Genomic DNA, 17,086 nt, shown 5'->3' with positions numbered 1-17,086 from the left:
ATAGAGCGGATTGGACGAAAGCATTCCAAAAGTGTAGCGTGGGTTGCGGTAAAACGCGCCCTCCTATGATGTTAAGGAGTTGAAAAAATGTCAGACCAAACACAATGGACCGACGTGACCATGCCCCAATTGGCAGAATCGCTTGTATCGGCGACAATTGCAAAATGGCTGAAACAACCTGGCGAAACGGTGGAGCAATTCGAACCGATTTGCGAGGTCATTACAGATAAAGTGAACGCGGAAATTCCATCGACATTGGACGGAATTATGGGTGATCTGTTAGCTGAGGAAGGTCAGACGGTAGCCGTTGGAGAATTGATTTGCCGTATTCAGACGAAGTCGGCTGCACCTGTTGCATCAACTGGAGCGACTCCTATTGTGCCAGCACCTCAAGGCAACGCACAAGCACAAGTACAATCCCAGCAGGGTGCTGCCTCCGATCAATCCATGCGGGGACGGTTTTCCCCGGCGGTGCAAACGCTGGCTGCTCAGCACAGCATAGACCTGAATCAGGTGACAGGCACAGGCATGGGTGGACGAATTACTCGCAAAGATGTGCTGAATTATGTACAACAGGGTGGGTTCGCTCAGGCAGGGGTATCCGAACAGCCAACTGCAACGACACAAGGGCAAGGCTCTCCTTTTGCAGGGAGACAGCAGTCTGCTGTTCAGAATAGTACACCGGTTCAAAACATGGACCCTGCAATTCCGGTGCGCAACAGCGGCATTCATTTGACGGAAGCTCCGAAAGCTCCTCCGATCGAAGTTGAGGGTGGCAACAACAGATCCGAGTATTTTATTGATGTTACACCAATTCGCAGTGCGATTGCCCGCAATATGCGGCAAAGTGTCTCGGAAATTCCACATGCCTGGACGACGATTGAGGTGGATGTGACCAACCTGGTGATGCTCCGCAACAAGATCAAAAACGAGTTCAAGCAAAAAGAAGGTATCAACATTACGTACCTGGCTTTCCTCATGAAAGCGGTCGTGAATGCCATCAAGGAATATCCGATCATGAATTCGGTATGGGCTGTGGACAAAATTATCGTCAAAAGAGATATCAACATTTCGCTGGCTGTGGGTACAGAGGACGCAGTTCTTACACCTGTTATTAAAAAAGCGGATCAGAAAAATATTGCCGGACTGGCGCGTGAAATTGACGATTTGGCACGTAAAACACGGGAAGGCACGCTCAAGCTGGACGATATGCAGGGCGGGACGTTCACTGTGAACAACACTGGCTCCTTTGGCTCAATACTGTCATATCCGGTGATTAACTATCCGCAGGCTGCGATTCTGACCTTTGAATCCATCGTTAAAAGACCAGTGGTGATTGATGATATGATTGCGGTTCGCTCAATGGCTAACCTGTGTCTGTCGCTGGATCATCGGATTTTGGATGGTGTGATTTGCGGACGATTCCTGCAACGGATCAAAGAAAACCTGGAAGGCTACACCTTAGATACGAAGCTGTACTAATCATCCGAACAGTTGGGTAAATGGACGGAGAGGAAGTGACAGGCCGTGAACAGACGACCGCTGGATGTAACCTATACGAACAGGATGGAGTACGCCCATGCATGGGATATCCAGAAGGATATTGTAGGGAAGCTGGATGCGGGGGAGGCGAGGGAAACGCTTATGCTTCTCCAGCACCCGCCGACCTACACGATTGGCTCTCAGCGGCATCCTGAGCATCTGCTTCTCACGTCGGAGCAGTTGAAGGCTCAGGGAATCAGCGTCTTTCAGATTGACCGTGGGGGAGACATTACATATCATGGGCCGGGGCAACTGGTCGGATATCCCCTGCTTATGCTGGGCAACCAGAAGGCACTTGACCTGCACGGATACCTCAGGAGTCTGGAAGAGGTGATCATTCGGTTGCTGGCTTCCCATGGTATTGAAGGAAGTCGCAAGCCTGAATACACAGGGGTATGGGTCGGGAATCTTAAAATCGCGGCCATAGGAGTCAAATTCAACAAATGTAAGCACCGTCGGGGCTTTGTGACCAGTCATGGTTTTGCCTTCAATATCAAATCAGGGATACAGCATGAGGGCTTTCAGGGTATCGTTCCATGCGGAATCCAGGAATACGGAGTGACTTCATTGGAGGACTGCACACAGCAGGCTTTTACAGTAGAGCAGATTGCGAAAGAGATTGTACCTTACTTTGAGGAGCAATTTTCATTTGCGGCGGAATGGCAAAGTCATTCCCTCCAATAAAGCAAAGGCGGGCTATTCTGTGATGTACACGGAAGCCCGCCTGTTTTCTTGCGCCACAGCTTGTCCGCCTACAGTCTCCATGGAGCACTGGGATGGGAGAATATCCTGAGCGGCGCAATCCATTATAGTGGCATAATCAATGGCTCAATCACCATGAACAGCGTAGAGCCAATCATCGCGGCGAGCATGATGTAGATGAAAAAACGAACCCATTTTTTGTTCTGCATGTGTAACTCCTTTAGGATAGGTTTAAGTCAGATATAAGACTATCTATCCGTATTGTAGCGTAAACGGGAAAGAGAGGGAAGTTCAATGACAGCAAAAGTAGTGAAAGACCGAATCGTACAAGAATTTATGGAACTCGTACAGGTGGATAGCGAAACCAAGCACGAGCAGGAAATGTCGTGTGTTCTGAAAGAAAAATTCAATGCACTCGGACTAGAGGTAACAGAAGATGATTCCCGCGAAAGAACCGGACATGGTTCGGGTAATCTGATCGTAACCTGGAAAGCGGAAGGGGCGGAGCAAGCACCTAAATTGTTTTTTACCTGCCACATGGATACCGTTACCCCAGGCCAAGGCATCAAGCCGCAGCTGGGTGAGGATGGCTGGATTCGCAGTGACGGTTCAACCATTTTGGGGGCAGACGATAAGGCAGGGATTGCCGCTTTGTTCGAGGCGATTCGTGTCGTGCGTGAGCAGAAAATTCCCCATGGACAAATTCAGTTTGTGATTACGGCAGGTGAGGAGTCCGGTCTGTTCGGCGCACGGGCAATGAAACCGGAATTGCTGGATGCGGACTTTGGGTATGCATTGGATTCCAATGGTGAAGTAGGCTCCATTTGTGTGGCTGCGCCAACGCAGGCTCGTATTGAAATGAAAATTACAGGAAAGTCCGCTCATGCGGGTGTCAACCCCGAAGATGGCATCAGTGCCATTCAAGTAGCCTCCAAGGCCATTTCCAAGATGAAGCTGGGACGGATTGATAAGGAAACGACTGCTAACATTGGCAGCTTCGAGGGCGGCGGAGCAACGAATGTTGTATGCGATTTTGTGCTGATCCGGGCAGAGGCACGCAGTATTGTGCAGGAGAAGGTAAATCATCAAATCCAGCATATGCGTGAAGCACTGGAAACTACTGCGCGTGAATTTGGTGCACAAGGAGAATTCCGCAGCGAAGTCATTTATCCGGCATTTAGCTTCACAGAGCATGATGAAATTGTGCAGGTTGCGCAGCGTGCTATACAAGGGCTGGGACTGGCAACGCCGACCTTCCATTCCGGTGGTGGCTCAGATGCCAATGTATTCAATGGACTGGGAATTCCAACGGTGAATTTGGCTGTTGGCTACCAGAACATTCATACAACACAGGAAAAAATCAAGGCAGATGATCTGGTGAAGGTTGCCGAAGTGGTCGTAGCACTTATCCAAGAGGCGACGAAGTAAGACTGGCGCGATACACATAAGGTTCAGGCTAAAGACAGAGGGAGCGTTCCCTTGTCTTTAGACCTGAACCTTTTTTGGAACCATGAGCGAGGCGATCGTGGCAGCGGAGCCGTGTTCTTTTTGCCATTGCCGCAGGAGGGCTTGAATCTGCCAGGCTTTGCCGACAATATGGAGAGTGGTTTCGGTACGGTAGCTTTTCATTGGCGAATCTCCTTTGAACAGGGAAATTTGTTATAATACCACCATATGCCCGAAGTGGACAAGTTAGACTAAGCTGGCGATGGCTGATGAAGAGATAGATGACGAAGGAGGCAACATGCTGATGAACAACCAAAAGAACGATCCAGTGAATAAACGGGTGAGCAACCCAGTTCACAAGCCGTATTCCAATCCTGCGCTGGAGGAAAAAACGGTATCCACGCAGCCTATTTTTGAAGGAAAAGTGATTTCATTGCAGGTGGATACGGTAGAGCTTCCCGACGGCTCCACGGGTAAGCGTGAAATCGTGAAGCATCCGGGGGCGGTGGCCGTGCTGGCGTTGAATGAGGGTAAAATGCTGGTCGTGGATCAGTACAGACAGGCGATGGGCCGATGTGAGGTGGAAATACCGGCTGGCAAGCTGGAGAAGGGCGAAGATCCAATGGAGGCGGCGGGACGCGAGCTGAGAGAAGAGACAGGCTATACTGCCAAGTCGCTGAAGTTGCTACATTCCTTTTATACTTCCCCCGGATTTGCGGATGAAATCATTCATCTATATGTGGCTGAAGAGCTGGAGCTGGGAGAAATGGAACCGGATGAGGATGAATTTCTGGAGTTGTTCGAGGTGACGCTGGAGGAAGCACAGTCGCTCATTCGGGAAGGTCGGATTAGTGACGCCAAAACGATTCTGGCCGTCTATGCGTGGCAGCTTCACCAACACACAGGGAGCTTCTAAGCGGTATGAATGGAAATACGGTGGAACTTACAGATTACTATGCTGATCTCCATATTCATATCGGCAGAACGGAAAAGGGAGATCCGGTCAAAATCAGCGGCAGTCGGGACCTGACTTTTGCCAACATTGCCAAGGAAGCATCTGGTCGCAAGGGGATCGGACTGATCGGGATTATTGACTGCCACGCGCCGAACGTACAGGAGGATATCCACGCTTATTTACAAACAGGTGAAATGACGGAAATCAGCGGTGGTGGTATCGCGTACCGGGATACGGTTGTGCTGCTGGGAACGGAGCTGGAGATTCGGGCGGAAGGTCGTCCCGAGGCGCACATCCTGGCCTATTTTCCCAATTTGGCGGTGATGGAGGATTTTACGCAATGGATGGCTCGGCACATGAAAAATGTCAATCTCAGCTCGCAGCGTATCTATGCTTCGCCACGCGAGCTGCAGCAGCAAATTTATGGCCGTGGAGGCCTAATGGTGCCAGCGCATATATTCACCCCTCATAAGGGCATATACGGCAGCTCTGCGGCCCGTATGGAGGAACTGCTGGATATGCAGCTCATTAGCGGGGTGGAACTGGGGTTAAGTGCAGATTCGTCTATGGCCGGATTGATCTCGGAGCTGGATCGTTTCAGCTTCCTGACCAATTCGGATGCCCATTCGCTCGGCAAAATTGGGCGGGAATACAACAAATTATCCATGGCAAAGCCGAGCTTTGATGAATTCAGAATGGCATTGGAGCGACGGGAAGGACGACGGGTGTCTGCCAACTACGGATTAAATCCGAAGCTGGGCAAGTACCATCGTTCCTACTGTCAAAGCTGTGGTACGATTATGAACGAGCAGCAGATGGCGGATGAACGCTGTCTTGCTTGTGGCCATACCAAGCTGGTGCGAGGCGTGCTGGATCGGATATGGAGTATTGCTGACCGTGAGCAACCCGTGATTCCATCACATCGTCCACCGTACATTTACCAGATTCCACTGGAGTTTATCCCCGGTCTGGGCAAAGCCAAGCTGAACCATCTGTTGAATGCATTCGGAACAGAAATGAATATTTTACATGAGGTCACACAGGAACAATTGGCGGCGGTTGTCGGAGAAGTGTTGGCAGAGCAAATTGTCCTTTCCCGGGAAGGACGACTTTCCCTCGTATCCGGTGGTGGCGGAACCTACGGCAAAATAGCCAAGTCCTAGTAAAGTCTTGTCCTATTAAAGTCATATCGGGGTCTGCTTGTTCATAACCATTAAATATCTATGCCGTTGGCTTGGCACATCGCTCGTAAATCTTCTTTTGCAGCGCAAGCTGCCCCGAACCCTAGCCATCAGCCGTCGGATTACGGTTGTTTTTTGGACAAACAAGCAGTTGAAAGGGGCAGGACGCCGATGCAATGGTTTCGTCATACGTTAAAGGACCAGACGCCGTATTATGTATTTTTGGCTGTGCTGTTTCTGGTGGGAGTCGTCTTTGGCGCACTGATGGTGAACGCGCTCTCGCTGGAGCAGCTTCAGGATTTGTCGCGTTATCTGAAGGATTTTTTTGTGACAGTTAATCAAAATGAGCAGGGCTTTGCTGGTTCGCAAGCGACCTCAACCTTTTGGGATAATGTGTCTCTACATCTAAAATGGGTCGGTTTAATCTGGGTATGTGGTCTTTCGGTTATCGGTCTTCCCGGCATTCTCGTACTGAATTTCCTCAAGGGTGTGTTGATCGGTTTTTCGGTAGGGTATATGGTAGGACAATATTCGTGGAAGGGGCTGTTATTTTCCCTCGTTTCCGTGGCTCCCCACAATTTAATCATCATTCCGGTACTGCTCGTGTGCAGTGTGGCTGCGATGACCTTTTCCATTCATATGATCAAAACTAAAATACTCGCTACACGGCCATCTGACGGCATGCTGCGTCCGTTGCTGTCCTACGCAGGGCTGACCGCTGCAATGATGCTGCTCCTCGTTGGAAGCGCGTCCTTTGAAACTTGGATCACCCCGGTTATGATGCAGTGGGTTACTCCCATGCTGACTGCTTCCGTGTCTCCTTGACTCCGCTTCAAAATGTTTGACTTTATTTGTATAGACCCCCTATAATAATAGGAGTGAAAAAAAGTGCAGTGGGCAGTAGCTTTTGTAGGGGGAGGGAGACACATGGAAGCACGGATCGAAAAAATTAAGCAGCAGCTGCAATCCCAGGGCTACAAACTAACGCCTCAGCGGGAAGCCACCGTCAGAGTTTTACTTGAGAACGAAGATGATCATCTGAGTGCGGAAGATGTATTTATGCTCGTTAAAGAGAAAGCTCCCGAAATTGGTCTGGCAACCGTATACCGTACCCTAGAACTGCTAAGTGAACTGCACGTCGTGGAGAAAATCAATTTTGGTGATGGTGTTGCGCGTTATGACCTACGCGGCGATACGACCAAGCATCACCACCACCATTTGATATGTGTGCAGTGCGGCAGTGTGGATGAAATATTGGAGGATTGGCTTGGACCGCTCGAAGAGCGTCTGGAACGGGAATATAACTTTACTGTAGTGGACCACCGTTTGGACTTTCACGGTATTTGTTATCGTTGCAAGGCGAAGAACGATACCACTGCCCAGAAATTTTTGGGTAAAACCAAGAAAAACAAATCTCAGGATTAATAAGCTGACAACCCAAGCTCTCACCGGCGAAGACGCGTTCGGGGGAGCTTTTTTAGTTGGGGGACTTTTTTGGTTCGGGATCTGTTATACGACATTAAGCAGTTATAAAAATGAACAGCTTGTCATACCCTTCCATAGAGAGCCTTAATAGGGCCTATAATCTAGAAGAAAGGCGGCTGATTCACATGGTACTATCGTTGCGGAGAGGACTGAAATGGTTGCGTCTGGTCATACTGTTCGGGGCTTTCGCATGTATGTTCTACTATAGCCTTGGGATGTTCAGGGATTGGATTACACCTGTGGATCATTACCGGATCCCGGAAGGACATGCAGTCAAAGTATTCGGCGGGCAGGAATTATCCGACGTACCCGAGCATAAGGCGGCAGTGTCGGAGCGTCTACGGTTCTTTTACTGGTATGGTGAATAATCCATGCAGACGCTGAGACTGATCCGACTGAACCGTTGTATGCAGGACAAGGAGACTTCTGGAACTCATGAAAATGTATATTCAACCTTTTGTTCGATATATGGAAGAGGAAAAGGGATTGTCGCCCAGCACATTGGAAGCGTATCATCGGGACGTACAGCAGTTTGTCAAGTTCGCTGAAAGCTGCGGCATCGAGCTGCCGAACCATGTTCAACGCTCCCATCTGGTGCTGTATTTGGGACGCTTGAAGGAACAGGGAAGAGCTGCGGCGACGATTTCGCGCAGCGTAGCCTCTATCCGCTCCTTTTTCCATTTCCTCATTCGGGAGGGGATGACGGGTCATGACCCGTCTGTCTTGCTGGAGCTGCCGAAGGCCAACAAAAAAAAGCCTTCGGTGCTCACGCAGGATGAGATAGAGCGTCTGCTGGCAGCGCCGAATGTTTCCACCCTGCAAGGGGGACGGGACAAGGCGATGCTGGAGCTGCTGTATGCGACAGGCATCCGTGTATCCGAGCTGATCGCCCTGAACGTGCGTGATGTACGCACCGATCTGCGTTTCGTTCACTGTGGCGGTGAGGCGGGCAAGGAGCGTGTCGTGCCAATCAGCCGTGAGGCAGCGCAGTGGGCACAAGCGTACATGGACGAGCAGCGTGGGTTGCTGCTGCGATCCGGGCAGGGTGAGGAAACTCAGGCAGAACAGGAAGCCTTGTTCCTCAATGTATCTGGCCAGCGTCTCAGCAGACAGGGCTTCTGGAAAATGATCAAGAAGTATGGTCAGGAAGCAGGCATAAGCGGGGATATTACACCGCATACCCTACGGCATTCTTTCGCGGTACATATGCTGGAGGGCGGAGCGGATTTGCGCTCCGTACAGGAGATGCTGGGCCATGCCGATCTGTCTACGACGCAGGTTTATGCACGGACAGCCAAGCGAAGTATGAAGGAAGTGTACGAAAAGCACCACCCGCACGGCGGCAATCGTCCGTCCAGCGAAAGCAAGGATCGCATGTGACGACGATTTACCATAATCATCATTATAGTAACAACCAACAGCAACTATAACTAACGATTGTACAAGTCAGGAGAGATATTGATGTCAACAGCCAACCAAGCTACGATTCAGGAAGCAGCAGATTATATCCGTGCCAAGAGCGGAATCCGTCCGGAAATCGGTCTTATTTTAGGCTCGGGTCTCGGCATTCTGGCCGATTTGATTCAAGATGGAATTAGTATTCCTTATCAGGATATTCCCCATTTCCCCGTATCGACGGTAGAAGGTCATGAAGGAGAATTGCTGCTAGGTACCATTGAAGGTCGCGCTGTAGTTATGATGAAGGGCCGCTTCCATATGTATGAGGGCTATGGCCCGCAGCTTACAGCTTTCCCGGTTCGAGTCATGAAGCAATTGGGTGTTCAAAGTCTGCTGGTGACAAATGCGGCAGGCGGTGTCAATACGTCTTACGAGGCAGGTGATCTGATGGTTATCTCGGATCATCTCAATTTGACCGGACAAAATCCGCTGATCGGACCGAACGATGCTGCTCTGGGCGTTCGCTTCCCTGACATGTCGGAGGCATACAGCCGTCGTTTGCGCGAGATTGCCAAGCAAACCGCTACTCAGCAGGGCTTCAGCTTGCAGGAAGGCGTATATGCCGGATTGCTGGGTCCAAACTATGAAACGCCTGCTGAAATCGTTATGCTGCGCACACTGGGTGCAGACGCGGTGGGTATGTCCACGGTGTCCGAAGTAATCGTAGCCCGACATGCAGGCATTGAGGTGCTGGGCTTCTCTTGTATCACGAACATGGCGGCAGGCATTTTGGATCAGCCTCTGTCCCACGATGAAGTAATGGAGACAGCAGAGAAGGTACGTGAGAAATTTTTGAATCTCGTATTGGCGATTATTCCACAAATGTAGGTTGTCACATCCCAAGAACCCCGTTCCAAACGCCATTTAAGGCGTAGGAAAACGGGGTTCTTTTTTGCGTGCTGTTCGGTTGGTATTTCCTAATGTGATGGGGGCGTGTTGTATGCCTGTCGTATTCGCCCTTTCTGCTACTGTCAGTCTATGCCGTTCCTGTACCTTAATCACAATAACAACGAATATGATCCAGTAGATGGCTAGAGAATTCAGAAAGCGGCTGTCCGTAATATTGTTCAATACAATGAATAGGAAAAAGACAGCTGCTGTCAGCCATGTATACATATCGGTTTTACCAATTCTGAATTTAAATAAAGTGGTTATGACGAGTGTAATGGTTGCTAACAGCCCTGTGAGGCCGATATCGATCCACAGATCCCGAAATCCGCTGTGGCTGCTTGTCAGATCAAATCGGATTCCATTGGCATAGATGCTGGGTCGGTTTGCCCAGAAGGAACCATAGCCATAACCAAACCAGTAGTGACTGCCAATGGCACCTGCAATCCCCTGCCAGATTTCTGTTCTTCCAGTTAAGGTTGTTGTTTTGCCGAATTCCGATGCAATCGCATCCCCGTAACTAAAGACGAGCACGAGGCCCAAAAGCACAAGCAGGCAGGAACTGCTAATGAAGAAACCACGCAGGGCAACGCTTCGGATTCTTTTGAATAGCAATATAAACAGGATGAACGTGGACAGGGAAGAAGTAAGCAGCAACGAGGTGGTGGATTGGCATTTGATGAGCAGTAAGGCATTCAGCAAAACAAAGCCAACATGCAAAGCTTTTCGTGTTCCTCTGAAATAATAAATGACATGTGAAACAAAACAAAGCAGAGAGAGCGTTCCCAGTGTGTTTTTATGACCGGAAATGCCTTTCCACAGCCCTGTATGTTCGACGCCTCCATGAATGGCAAAGGAGGGAACGAGCAATACCGCCAGTAAATTGAGTATGCTCATAACACTTAACGTAATGACCAACAGGCGGATGCAGCCTTGCGTCGTATAATGGGTAACTAGATAAAGTCCGAAGGTGGAAAAAGCAACGAATTTAAGCACCATCAGCATGGATGAGGTCTGTTCCTGTGCAGCCCATAAACAGGAGGCAGCTATGTACATCATGAGCAAGGTCAGCAACGGATTATCAGCTAAGGTTGCGATCAGTGGCTTTAGCGAGGGCAACAGCATCAGATAGCTAAACAACAGGATAAGCAGGGAAATTGCGATCACTCTGGGAGACAAGCCCTGACAGGCATAAGGAATCGAAAAAGCAAGTAAACCGACTACTGTAAGGACAGTCTTCACACATCCACCACCTAGATACGATATGTATCTATTTTATACAAATTGTATCCTTTTGTACAATGATAAAATTTTTAATTTTCATTTTTCTCAGGTGTAGAGCAAGCCGTCCCGTTCATATACTCAGTCCATGTTAAGGAAATGCAAAATCCTTCAGTCTGTCTGAAAGATATATTTTCTATGTTTTTATAAATGGGGGTGTTCGGGTGACGGATCGTTTCACAGATCGTTTGAAGTTGAATTTGAGTGGTACGGGCACAGAGCTAACGCCGCAGCAATTAAACGAAAATTTTAAAAGCATTGAAAAGGAATTTATCCAACGCAGTGTAAATGTCAGTTGGTTTGGAGCGGCAGGCGACGGTGTTCAGGACGATACGGTGGCTTTGCAGGAACTGATCAATAAGACTCCCGACTATTCCATACTTCACATCCCCAGTGGACGATATAAAATAACCTCCACCCTTCAGATTCGCAAACAGGGCGTACGCATTTTTGGCATTCATAAGGGAAGATACCGACAGGGTAAGGGGGTTACGTCGATTGAATACTATGGTACGGGTCCTTGTTTTCAAATTGGAGACGAGAGTCTTTCATCGTTTAGCGGCTTTCAAAATGTGCAGTTTCATGACCTGGCCATCCGCTACGAAGGAACGAATCGAGCAGCATTAAATAATCCCTTTTCGCAGGAAGTGAAGCGCGGATATTATGGAAAAGGTACTTTAGGCATCCAAGATTGGAAGGGCGGCGGAGTTACGCTGGATAATGTGTTGATTGAGCATTTTGAAACGGCCTTTTGGGGATGCGAAAGCGATGTGAATTTATTTAATTGTACGGAAATTAATTATAATAAAACGGGTATTCACTTGCAGAACAGAAGTTCACAGTTTACCAGCCTTGCTTTATTTACACTGGGGAATGATACGGCGCTCGATCTGAAAAGTTCCAACGGTGCGAGATTTTTGGCGAGCCAGCACATTAAGGACGGAAGTTCAAGTGATATCCCCATTCGAATTGATGACTTTATGAATGCTGAATTTATAGGCTGCTGGTTTGAGGGGCTGAGCTTAGAACATAGAGTGACGGTTCCATCTTTTATTCAAATTGGGGCCACGAAGGAGACGAAGAATGTCGCTCTTCGCGACTCCATTTTAGCCATCGCGGACAAATTCAAGGACGATAACGGCGACACTTACGGGTCAGTATGTGACTATTTTGTAGATGTGGTCATTGGCAAAAAAATTTTAGTGGATGAGGTGGGTGGATATCCACGCAATTTGAGGAATCTGGTTTCCTTCTCCGGCAGTTCATCCACGCAGCAGGCAACACTTCGCTCGCATTTGGATTTCAATTACGCGGATAACCGTTATTATAAAAACAACGGGACAGGGCAAGCCTTGCTGCTAGTCGAGAAATATTCGAACAACGGAATCGAGCTTTTGGATAAAACTTTTGTCAAAGCCTATCTGGGAGCAAGACAAAGTATCCTCGCAGGCAGTTGGCAGAAGGTAAACTTCAACCAGATCAGCTTTGATGAACTGACCGAGTTTGAGGCGACGGGCAGCCGTTGGCGGGCCAAACAAGCTGGTAAGTACAGAATACAAGCCTATATTTCAACCGATCCTCAAGTGGATGGCAATCGTACACGGTTGGCGCTCCATGTGAATGATCAACAGGTTGCCGGCAGCTCGGCGTATGCTTATCTCGATGATCGGGTGATTGGCGGACTGAACTACAGTGCTTTGAGTGGAACGATTGAACTGAAGCTGGAGGCGGATTCTTTTATTGATATACGGGTGTTCAGCCAAAATAAAACGGATATTTTACCGGGTGGAGGACTTACGTACCTCACGATCAGCCGAATGTAAGTCGCTGTCACGCAGATGATAGACGTTCTTTCATTCTAAATTTGAAAAATCCGCACCATGCTGACCCAGCTTGGTGCTATTTGATGTTTTCAGGCGTATGGAATATTTTTCATCCAATCTGACGACAATGGTTAGCAGCACATGAATAGGCCGGAAGAGTAAGCTTACGGGCTCCGGTGCTTTACGCCAATATGTTGAGGAGGGAACCGATTGTGAAGAAAAAAGTGGTAGCATTCATCCTGGCTTGTCTGGTAGCCTTGACTGCTGTCCCCGTCGGTAGTTGGGCCGAGGAAAGCAAACCTGAAAGCAAGCCCAGGGAGGGTTCTGCGGCCGAGCTGGCTCCTGAGGCTCTCTCGGCAATTCTGATGGATGCGGATACGGGTACAGTCATCTATGAAAAAAATAGCCGTGAAAAGCTTCCTCCGGCGAGCATTACCAAAATTATGACTATGCTGCTAACGATGGAGGCTGTTCATGACGGCAAACTCAAGCTGACCGATAAAGTACGGGCCAGCGAATATGCGGCTTCGATGGGCGGATCGCAAATTTTTCTGGAGCCGGGAGAAGAAATGACGGTCGATGAGATGCTTAAGGGAGTGGCGATGGCTTCCGGCAACGATGCTTCCGTGGCGATGGCTGAGAAAATTGCGGGTTCTGAGCAGGCTTTTGTCGAATTGATGAATGCGAAGGCGCAGCAGCTTGGTTTAAAGGATACCCATTTTGCCAATTGCAATGGTTTGCCGGTAAAAAATCACTATTCTTCTGCGCATGATATTGCGGTCATGAGCCGTGAACTGTTGAAATATCCTCAAATTACAAAATATACAGGAGCGTATCAGGACTATTTACGCAAATCCTCGGCCAAGCCGTTTTGGTTGGTGAATACGAATAAGCTGGTTCGTTTCTATACAGGAGCGGACGGGCTGAAAACAGGCTATACAGGGGAAGCGAAATTTTGCCTTTCCGCTACGGCCAAACGTGATGGTATGCGTGTAGTCGCTGTTGTACTTGGCGAACCGAATACTAAAACACGTAACAATGAAGTATCTTCCATGTTCGATTATGCTTTTTCCCAATACACAATGAAATCAGTGTACAAGCCGGGTGACCTGCTGGGAAGCGTAAAAGTCGAGAAGGGTGTACTGCCGGAGCTGAAAATTCAGGCAGATCGTTCCTACAGTGTACTGGTGAAAAAAGGAGGAACGAAGGAAACGCTGCGTCATGAACTGCAACTCGCTCCAAGTCTGAAAGCTCCTGTCCGTGCAGGAGATCCGGTCGGCAAGCTGGTTGTCTATCAGGATGGTAAACGGCTCAAGGAGTTTAACATAACCGCACCCGTAGCGGTGGAGAAGGCTGGATGGTGGAAATTGTTTAAACGTACCATGTCGAACCTGTTTTCTTTGTAGATTTTAAGGGGTTTTCTTCTAGTTTTGTCGGAGGGCAGGAATCGTCTGCGGCTGCGTAGAAATCCTTGTCCAAGACCGGGAGGAGAGTGAGTAAGCATGAACCTGCAAATTGAAATGGAGCATCACCGGGGGGTACTGATTGTAAGGCTGTCCGGTGAGCTTGATCACCATACGTCGGACATGGTCCGTATGCAAATGGATGAGGCGATTCAGCGCCGCCAATGCGAGCATATTGTGCTCAGCCTGAAAAATCTCCAGTTTATGGACAGCTCCGGCCTTGGCGTTATCTTGGGACGTTACAAGCTGATTAAACAGAAGGGCGGGAAGATGGCTGTCTGTGATGTCAATCCGCCGGTACACCGACTACTGGATATGTCAGGCCTGTTTAAAATCATGCCTGTATATGAAGATGAGGGAAATGCGCTCACGGAACTGGAGGTGGTGTCATGAGAGAAAGTACGGGAAACAATTTCATGAGCTTGCAGTTTGCCGCCAAATCCGAGAATGAAGCGTTTGCCCGCGTCGCTGTCGCTGCCTTTATTTCCCGGCTTGATCCTACGATGGACGAGCTAAGTGATCTGAAAACCGTGGTGTCCGAGGCGGTGACAAACAGTATTATTCACGGCTATGACAGCGATCCGTCCGGAGTCGTGACGATCAAGGTCGGGATTGAAACGGACATGGTTACATTGGTGATTGAAGATGCAGGAAGAGGGATTGAGGATTTGGAGCTGGCGAAGCAGCCACTGTATACGTCGAAGCCTGAATTGGAACGGTCCGGTATGGGTTTTACCATAATGGAAAACTTCATGGATGAGTTTGAAGCAGTCAGTGAGCCGGGCGGAGGCACGTCGGTCCGGATGAAGAAAAGGATTGAATCCAAGAAAGCTTTGTATAATTAGGGGTTGATCCTATGGAAGCGGGAGGAAAAAAAACTTCGAACAGCTATTTGGAGGATGCGGAAGTCAAACGGCTCATTGCACTGAGTCAATCCGGTGATAATGATGCCCGTGAGACACTGGTCAATAGTAATATCCGGCTCGTCTGGTCTGTCGTGCAGCGCTTTATGAACCGGGGATATGAACCTGACGATCTTTTTCAGATCGGCTGCATCGGTTTGTTAAAATCGGTGGACAAATTCGATCTAAGCTATGAAGTCAAATTTTCAACATATGCGGTCCCGATGATTATTGGGGAAATTCAACGTTTTCTGCGCGATGACGGCACGCTCAAGGTTAGCCGCTCCTTAAAGGAGACGGCCAATAAGGTCCGCAAAATGAAGGACGAGCTATCCAAACGGCTGAACCGTTTACCTACGATCAAGGAAGTCGCAGATGAACTGGGAGTTACACCAGAGGATGTTGTTTTTGCCCAGGAGGCTAACAAGCCGCCAACCTCGATTCACGAAACCGTGTTCGAAAATGACGGTGATCCGATTACGCTGATGGATCAGATTGCTGATGAATCGCAGGAGCGATGGTTCGACAAGCTGGCGCTGAATGAGGCTATCGGTGGGCTGACTGAGCGGGAACGGCTCATTGTATATTTGCGTTATTATCGCGATCAGACCCAATCAGAGGTCGCAAGCCGTCTTGGTATTTCCCAGGTGCAGGTATCGCGGCTGGAAAAAAAGATTTTACAGTCGATTCGTGATCAGATTGCTCAATAATATCTGTGAGAATTTTTGCTGAATTCTCATGAAACGTAATTCCAAAGGGTACTCCCAAGCCATGTTAGCGGTCGGGGATACCCTTTTTGCGTTGAGAAAAAGAAAGGGCACAGAATATGTTTCATGGCTTCGCCTCATACTAAACGGTAATTACGAGGATAAGGAGGGGATCGGATGACTCATAATCCGGCTCCTACAGTGGCTCCCATAGTCTATTTACGTCTCCGCAGTCGTGTACGCATGTCACAGGGGCATGACTTGCGTTTGGGAGATGTAGCCCATCTGCTGGCAGATCCCGAATGGGAAAACGATCTGCTGGAGCTTGTTCTTAAGCGACCGCAGCAGCAGGACGGTAATCTGATACTGGTGGACATGTTGCAAATCATTTCGAAAATTAGAGAACGCATTCCGGGTGTCGTCGTGGAATCTCTCGGCAAGCCGCATGTGCTTGTGGAAATCGTGGAGAAACCGCGTAAGCCATCCAGAATATTGTTTGTTCTGGTATGGTTGCTTCTGTTCTTTGGATCTGCGCTTACGATTATGAATTTCCACGCTGACGTCAGCATGATGGAGGTGCAGGTGCGGATTGTTGAAATGATTACCGGACACAAGGATGAGCATCCATATCTCTTCCAGATTGCGTATTCGATCGGCATCGGCTTCGGTATGATCGTGTTCTTTAATCATTTGTTTAAAAAAAAATGGAACGAGGAGCCAACGCCGCTGGAAGTGGAAATGTATCTGTATCAGGAAAATGTGGATCAGTACGTAGTGGCGGAGGAATATGAAAAGATGGCCCGCATGCCTACGAAGGATAAGCGTCGATGATGATGTATGTACAGGGTGCACTTCAGATCATTTTAGGTATCGCCGGAGGCGTTGCGGTGGGTGGTGGCGTGATCGCACTTTTTATTGTGCTGGATATGATTCCCAGGCTTGCACAGCTTACCCGTACCTATAACCAATCACGAGCGTACGAAAAGTCTATGATTTTGGGTTCAGTGGTGGGAACGGTGGCCGATTTTTGGAATATATGCTTGCCGTTGCCGGGCGTACTTACATGGATACCCGGGTTGTTTTGCGGAGTGTTTATCGGTTTACTTGCCGCAGCATTGACGGAGGTACTGAATCTCTTGCCTATACTCGCCAAACGTCTCCATATGACCGTGTATATGTTTGGTCTGCTGATGGCGATGGTGCTGGGTAAGGTGACGGGTTCGTTTTTTGACTGGTTCGTATACAACCGTTAA

20 protein-coding genes are annotated in these 17,086 nt (G+C 48.8%); 17 read left to right on the top strand and 3 right to left on the bottom strand.

Annotated features, from left to right (window positions below; translation table 11 throughout):
• Positions 1 to 87: 87 nt before the first annotated feature.
• Both NST83_RS14605 and lipB read left to right on the top strand, forming a co-directional pair.
• Positions 88 to 1,482 carry a dihydrolipoamide acetyltransferase family protein gene (locus NST83_RS14605; RefSeq protein WP_137063524.1) on the top strand — a complete coding sequence of 465 codons (1,395 nt, stop codon included), beginning with the start codon at positions 88 to 90 and terminating at the stop codon, positions 1,480 to 1,482.
• 45 nt (positions 1,483 to 1,527) lie between these two features.
• Entirely contained in the window at positions 1,528 to 2,226 is a 699-nt protein-coding gene (gene lipB / locus NST83_RS14600) for a lipoyl(octanoyl) transferase LipB (RefSeq protein ID WP_137063523.1), read from the top strand.
• Between the two features lie 122 nt (positions 2,227 to 2,348).
• Here lipB and prli42 read toward each other — a convergent pair whose 3' ends face one another.
• Entirely contained in the window at positions 2,349 to 2,453 is a 105-nt protein-coding gene (prli42, locus tag NST83_RS14595; protein ID WP_137063522.1) for a stressosome-associated protein Prli42, read from the bottom strand.
• Between the two features lie 85 nt (positions 2,454 to 2,538).
• On the opposite strand from prli42, the gene NST83_RS14590 reads away from it, so the two are divergent.
• Entirely contained in the window at positions 2,539 to 3,672 is a 1,134-nt protein-coding gene (locus NST83_RS14590) for a tripeptidase T (protein ID WP_342414724.1), read from the top strand.
• 57 nt (positions 3,673 to 3,729) lie between these two features.
• On the opposite strand, the gene mciZ is transcribed toward NST83_RS14590, so the two are convergent.
• The gene (gene mciZ, locus NST83_RS14585) at positions 3,730 to 3,873 is read right to left on the bottom strand and encodes a Z-ring formation inhibitor MciZ (protein ID WP_014282169.1); all 144 of its coding nucleotides are present in this window, start codon (positions 3,871 to 3,873) and stop codon (positions 3,730 to 3,732) included.
• A gap of 121 nt (positions 3,874 to 3,994) precedes the next feature.
• Here mciZ and NST83_RS14580 point away from each other — a divergent pair, with 121 nt between their 5' ends.
• From NST83_RS14580 to NST83_RS14550, 7 genes are all read left to right on the top strand, one after another.
• Complete coding sequence (locus tag NST83_RS14580) at positions 3,995 to 4,606, top strand: NUDIX hydrolase (protein ID WP_342414723.1); 612 nt, start codon at positions 3,995 to 3,997, stop codon at positions 4,604 to 4,606.
• 5 nt (positions 4,607 to 4,611) lie between these two features.
• Positions 4,612 to 5,808 (top strand): endonuclease Q family protein, encoded by a 1,197-nt coding sequence (locus tag NST83_RS14575; RefSeq protein ID WP_342414722.1) that lies wholly within the window; start codon positions 4,612 to 4,614, stop codon positions 5,806 to 5,808.
• Between the two features lie 189 nt (positions 5,809 to 5,997).
• Positions 5,998 to 6,651 (top strand): stage II sporulation protein M, encoded by a 654-nt coding sequence (gene spoIIM / locus NST83_RS14570; RefSeq protein WP_342414721.1) that lies wholly within the window; start codon positions 5,998 to 6,000, stop codon positions 6,649 to 6,651.
• 102 nt (positions 6,652 to 6,753) lie between these two features.
• Positions 6,754 to 7,251 carry a Fur family transcriptional regulator gene (locus tag NST83_RS14565; RefSeq protein ID WP_137063517.1) on the top strand — a complete coding sequence of 166 codons (498 nt, stop codon included), beginning with the start codon at positions 6,754 to 6,756 and terminating at the stop codon, positions 7,249 to 7,251.
• 185 nt (positions 7,252 to 7,436) lie between these two features.
• Positions 7,437 to 7,679, top strand: a complete 243-nt coding sequence (locus NST83_RS14560) for a YqzK family protein (protein ID WP_137063516.1) — start codon at positions 7,437 to 7,439, stop codon at positions 7,677 to 7,679.
• A gap of 67 nt (positions 7,680 to 7,746) precedes the next feature.
• A complete protein-coding gene (gene xerD / locus NST83_RS14555; RefSeq protein WP_137063515.1) occupies positions 7,747 to 8,691 on the top strand; it encodes a site-specific tyrosine recombinase XerD in 945 nt (314 codons plus the stop codon).
• A gap of 81 nt (positions 8,692 to 8,772) precedes the next feature.
• Positions 8,773 to 9,597 carry a purine-nucleoside phosphorylase gene (locus NST83_RS14550; protein ID WP_342414720.1) on the top strand — a complete coding sequence of 275 codons (825 nt, stop codon included), beginning with the start codon at positions 8,773 to 8,775 and terminating at the stop codon, positions 9,595 to 9,597.
• A 36-nt stretch (positions 9,598 to 9,633) separates the two neighbouring features.
• On the opposite strand, the gene NST83_RS14545 is transcribed toward NST83_RS14550, so the two are convergent.
• A complete protein-coding gene (locus tag NST83_RS14545) occupies positions 9,634 to 10,899 on the bottom strand; it encodes an O-antigen ligase family protein (RefSeq protein ID WP_342414719.1) in 1,266 nt (421 codons plus the stop codon).
• A 203-nt stretch (positions 10,900 to 11,102) separates the two neighbouring features.
• Between NST83_RS14545 and NST83_RS14540 the strand changes: the two genes are divergently transcribed.
• The 7 genes from NST83_RS14540 (at position 11,103) to NST83_RS14510 (ending at position 17,086) form a co-directional block, all read left to right on the top strand.
• Positions 11,103 to 12,761, top strand: coding sequence for a glycosyl hydrolase family 28-related protein (locus NST83_RS14540; protein WP_342414718.1), 1,659 nt, complete (start codon positions 11,103 to 11,105; stop codon positions 12,759 to 12,761).
• A gap of 212 nt (positions 12,762 to 12,973) precedes the next feature.
• Positions 12,974 to 14,167 carry a D-alanyl-D-alanine carboxypeptidase family protein gene (locus NST83_RS14535; RefSeq protein ID WP_137063511.1) on the top strand — a complete coding sequence of 398 codons (1,194 nt, stop codon included), beginning with the start codon at positions 12,974 to 12,976 and terminating at the stop codon, positions 14,165 to 14,167.
• Between the two features lie 96 nt (positions 14,168 to 14,263).
• Positions 14,264 to 14,617, top strand: coding sequence for an anti-sigma F factor antagonist (gene spoIIAA, locus NST83_RS14530; protein ID WP_137063510.1), 354 nt, complete (start codon positions 14,264 to 14,266; stop codon positions 14,615 to 14,617).
• Complete coding sequence (spoIIAB, locus tag NST83_RS14525) at positions 14,614 to 15,069, top strand: anti-sigma F factor (RefSeq protein ID WP_137063509.1); 456 nt, start codon at positions 14,614 to 14,616, stop codon at positions 15,067 to 15,069. Before spoIIAA ends, spoIIAB begins: the two co-directional genes overlap by 4 nt.
• Positions 15,070 to 15,080: 11 nt before the next feature.
• The gene (sigF, locus tag NST83_RS14520) at positions 15,081 to 15,836 is read left to right on the top strand and encodes an RNA polymerase sporulation sigma factor SigF (RefSeq protein ID WP_014282155.1); all 756 of its coding nucleotides are present in this window, start codon (positions 15,081 to 15,083) and stop codon (positions 15,834 to 15,836) included.
• Positions 15,837 to 16,010: 174 nt separating this feature from the next.
• Positions 16,011 to 16,664 (top strand): stage V sporulation protein AA, encoded by a 654-nt coding sequence (locus tag NST83_RS14515; protein WP_342414717.1) that lies wholly within the window; start codon positions 16,011 to 16,013, stop codon positions 16,662 to 16,664.
• Positions 16,664 to 17,086, top strand: coding sequence for a stage V sporulation protein AB (locus NST83_RS14510; protein WP_137063878.1), 423 nt, complete (start codon positions 16,664 to 16,666; stop codon positions 17,084 to 17,086). The genes NST83_RS14515 and NST83_RS14510 overlap by 1 nt, the downstream gene beginning before the upstream one ends.

It is taken from the genome of Paenibacillus sp. FSL R10-2782 (genome assembly GCF_038592985.1).
In the GTDB taxonomy this organism is placed as follows: Bacteria; Bacillota; Bacilli; order Paenibacillales; family Paenibacillaceae; genus Paenibacillus; species Paenibacillus terrae_C.
The sequence above is the reverse complement of the archived record's forward strand: the minus strand, read 5'-3'. Positions and strand labels throughout refer to the sequence as shown.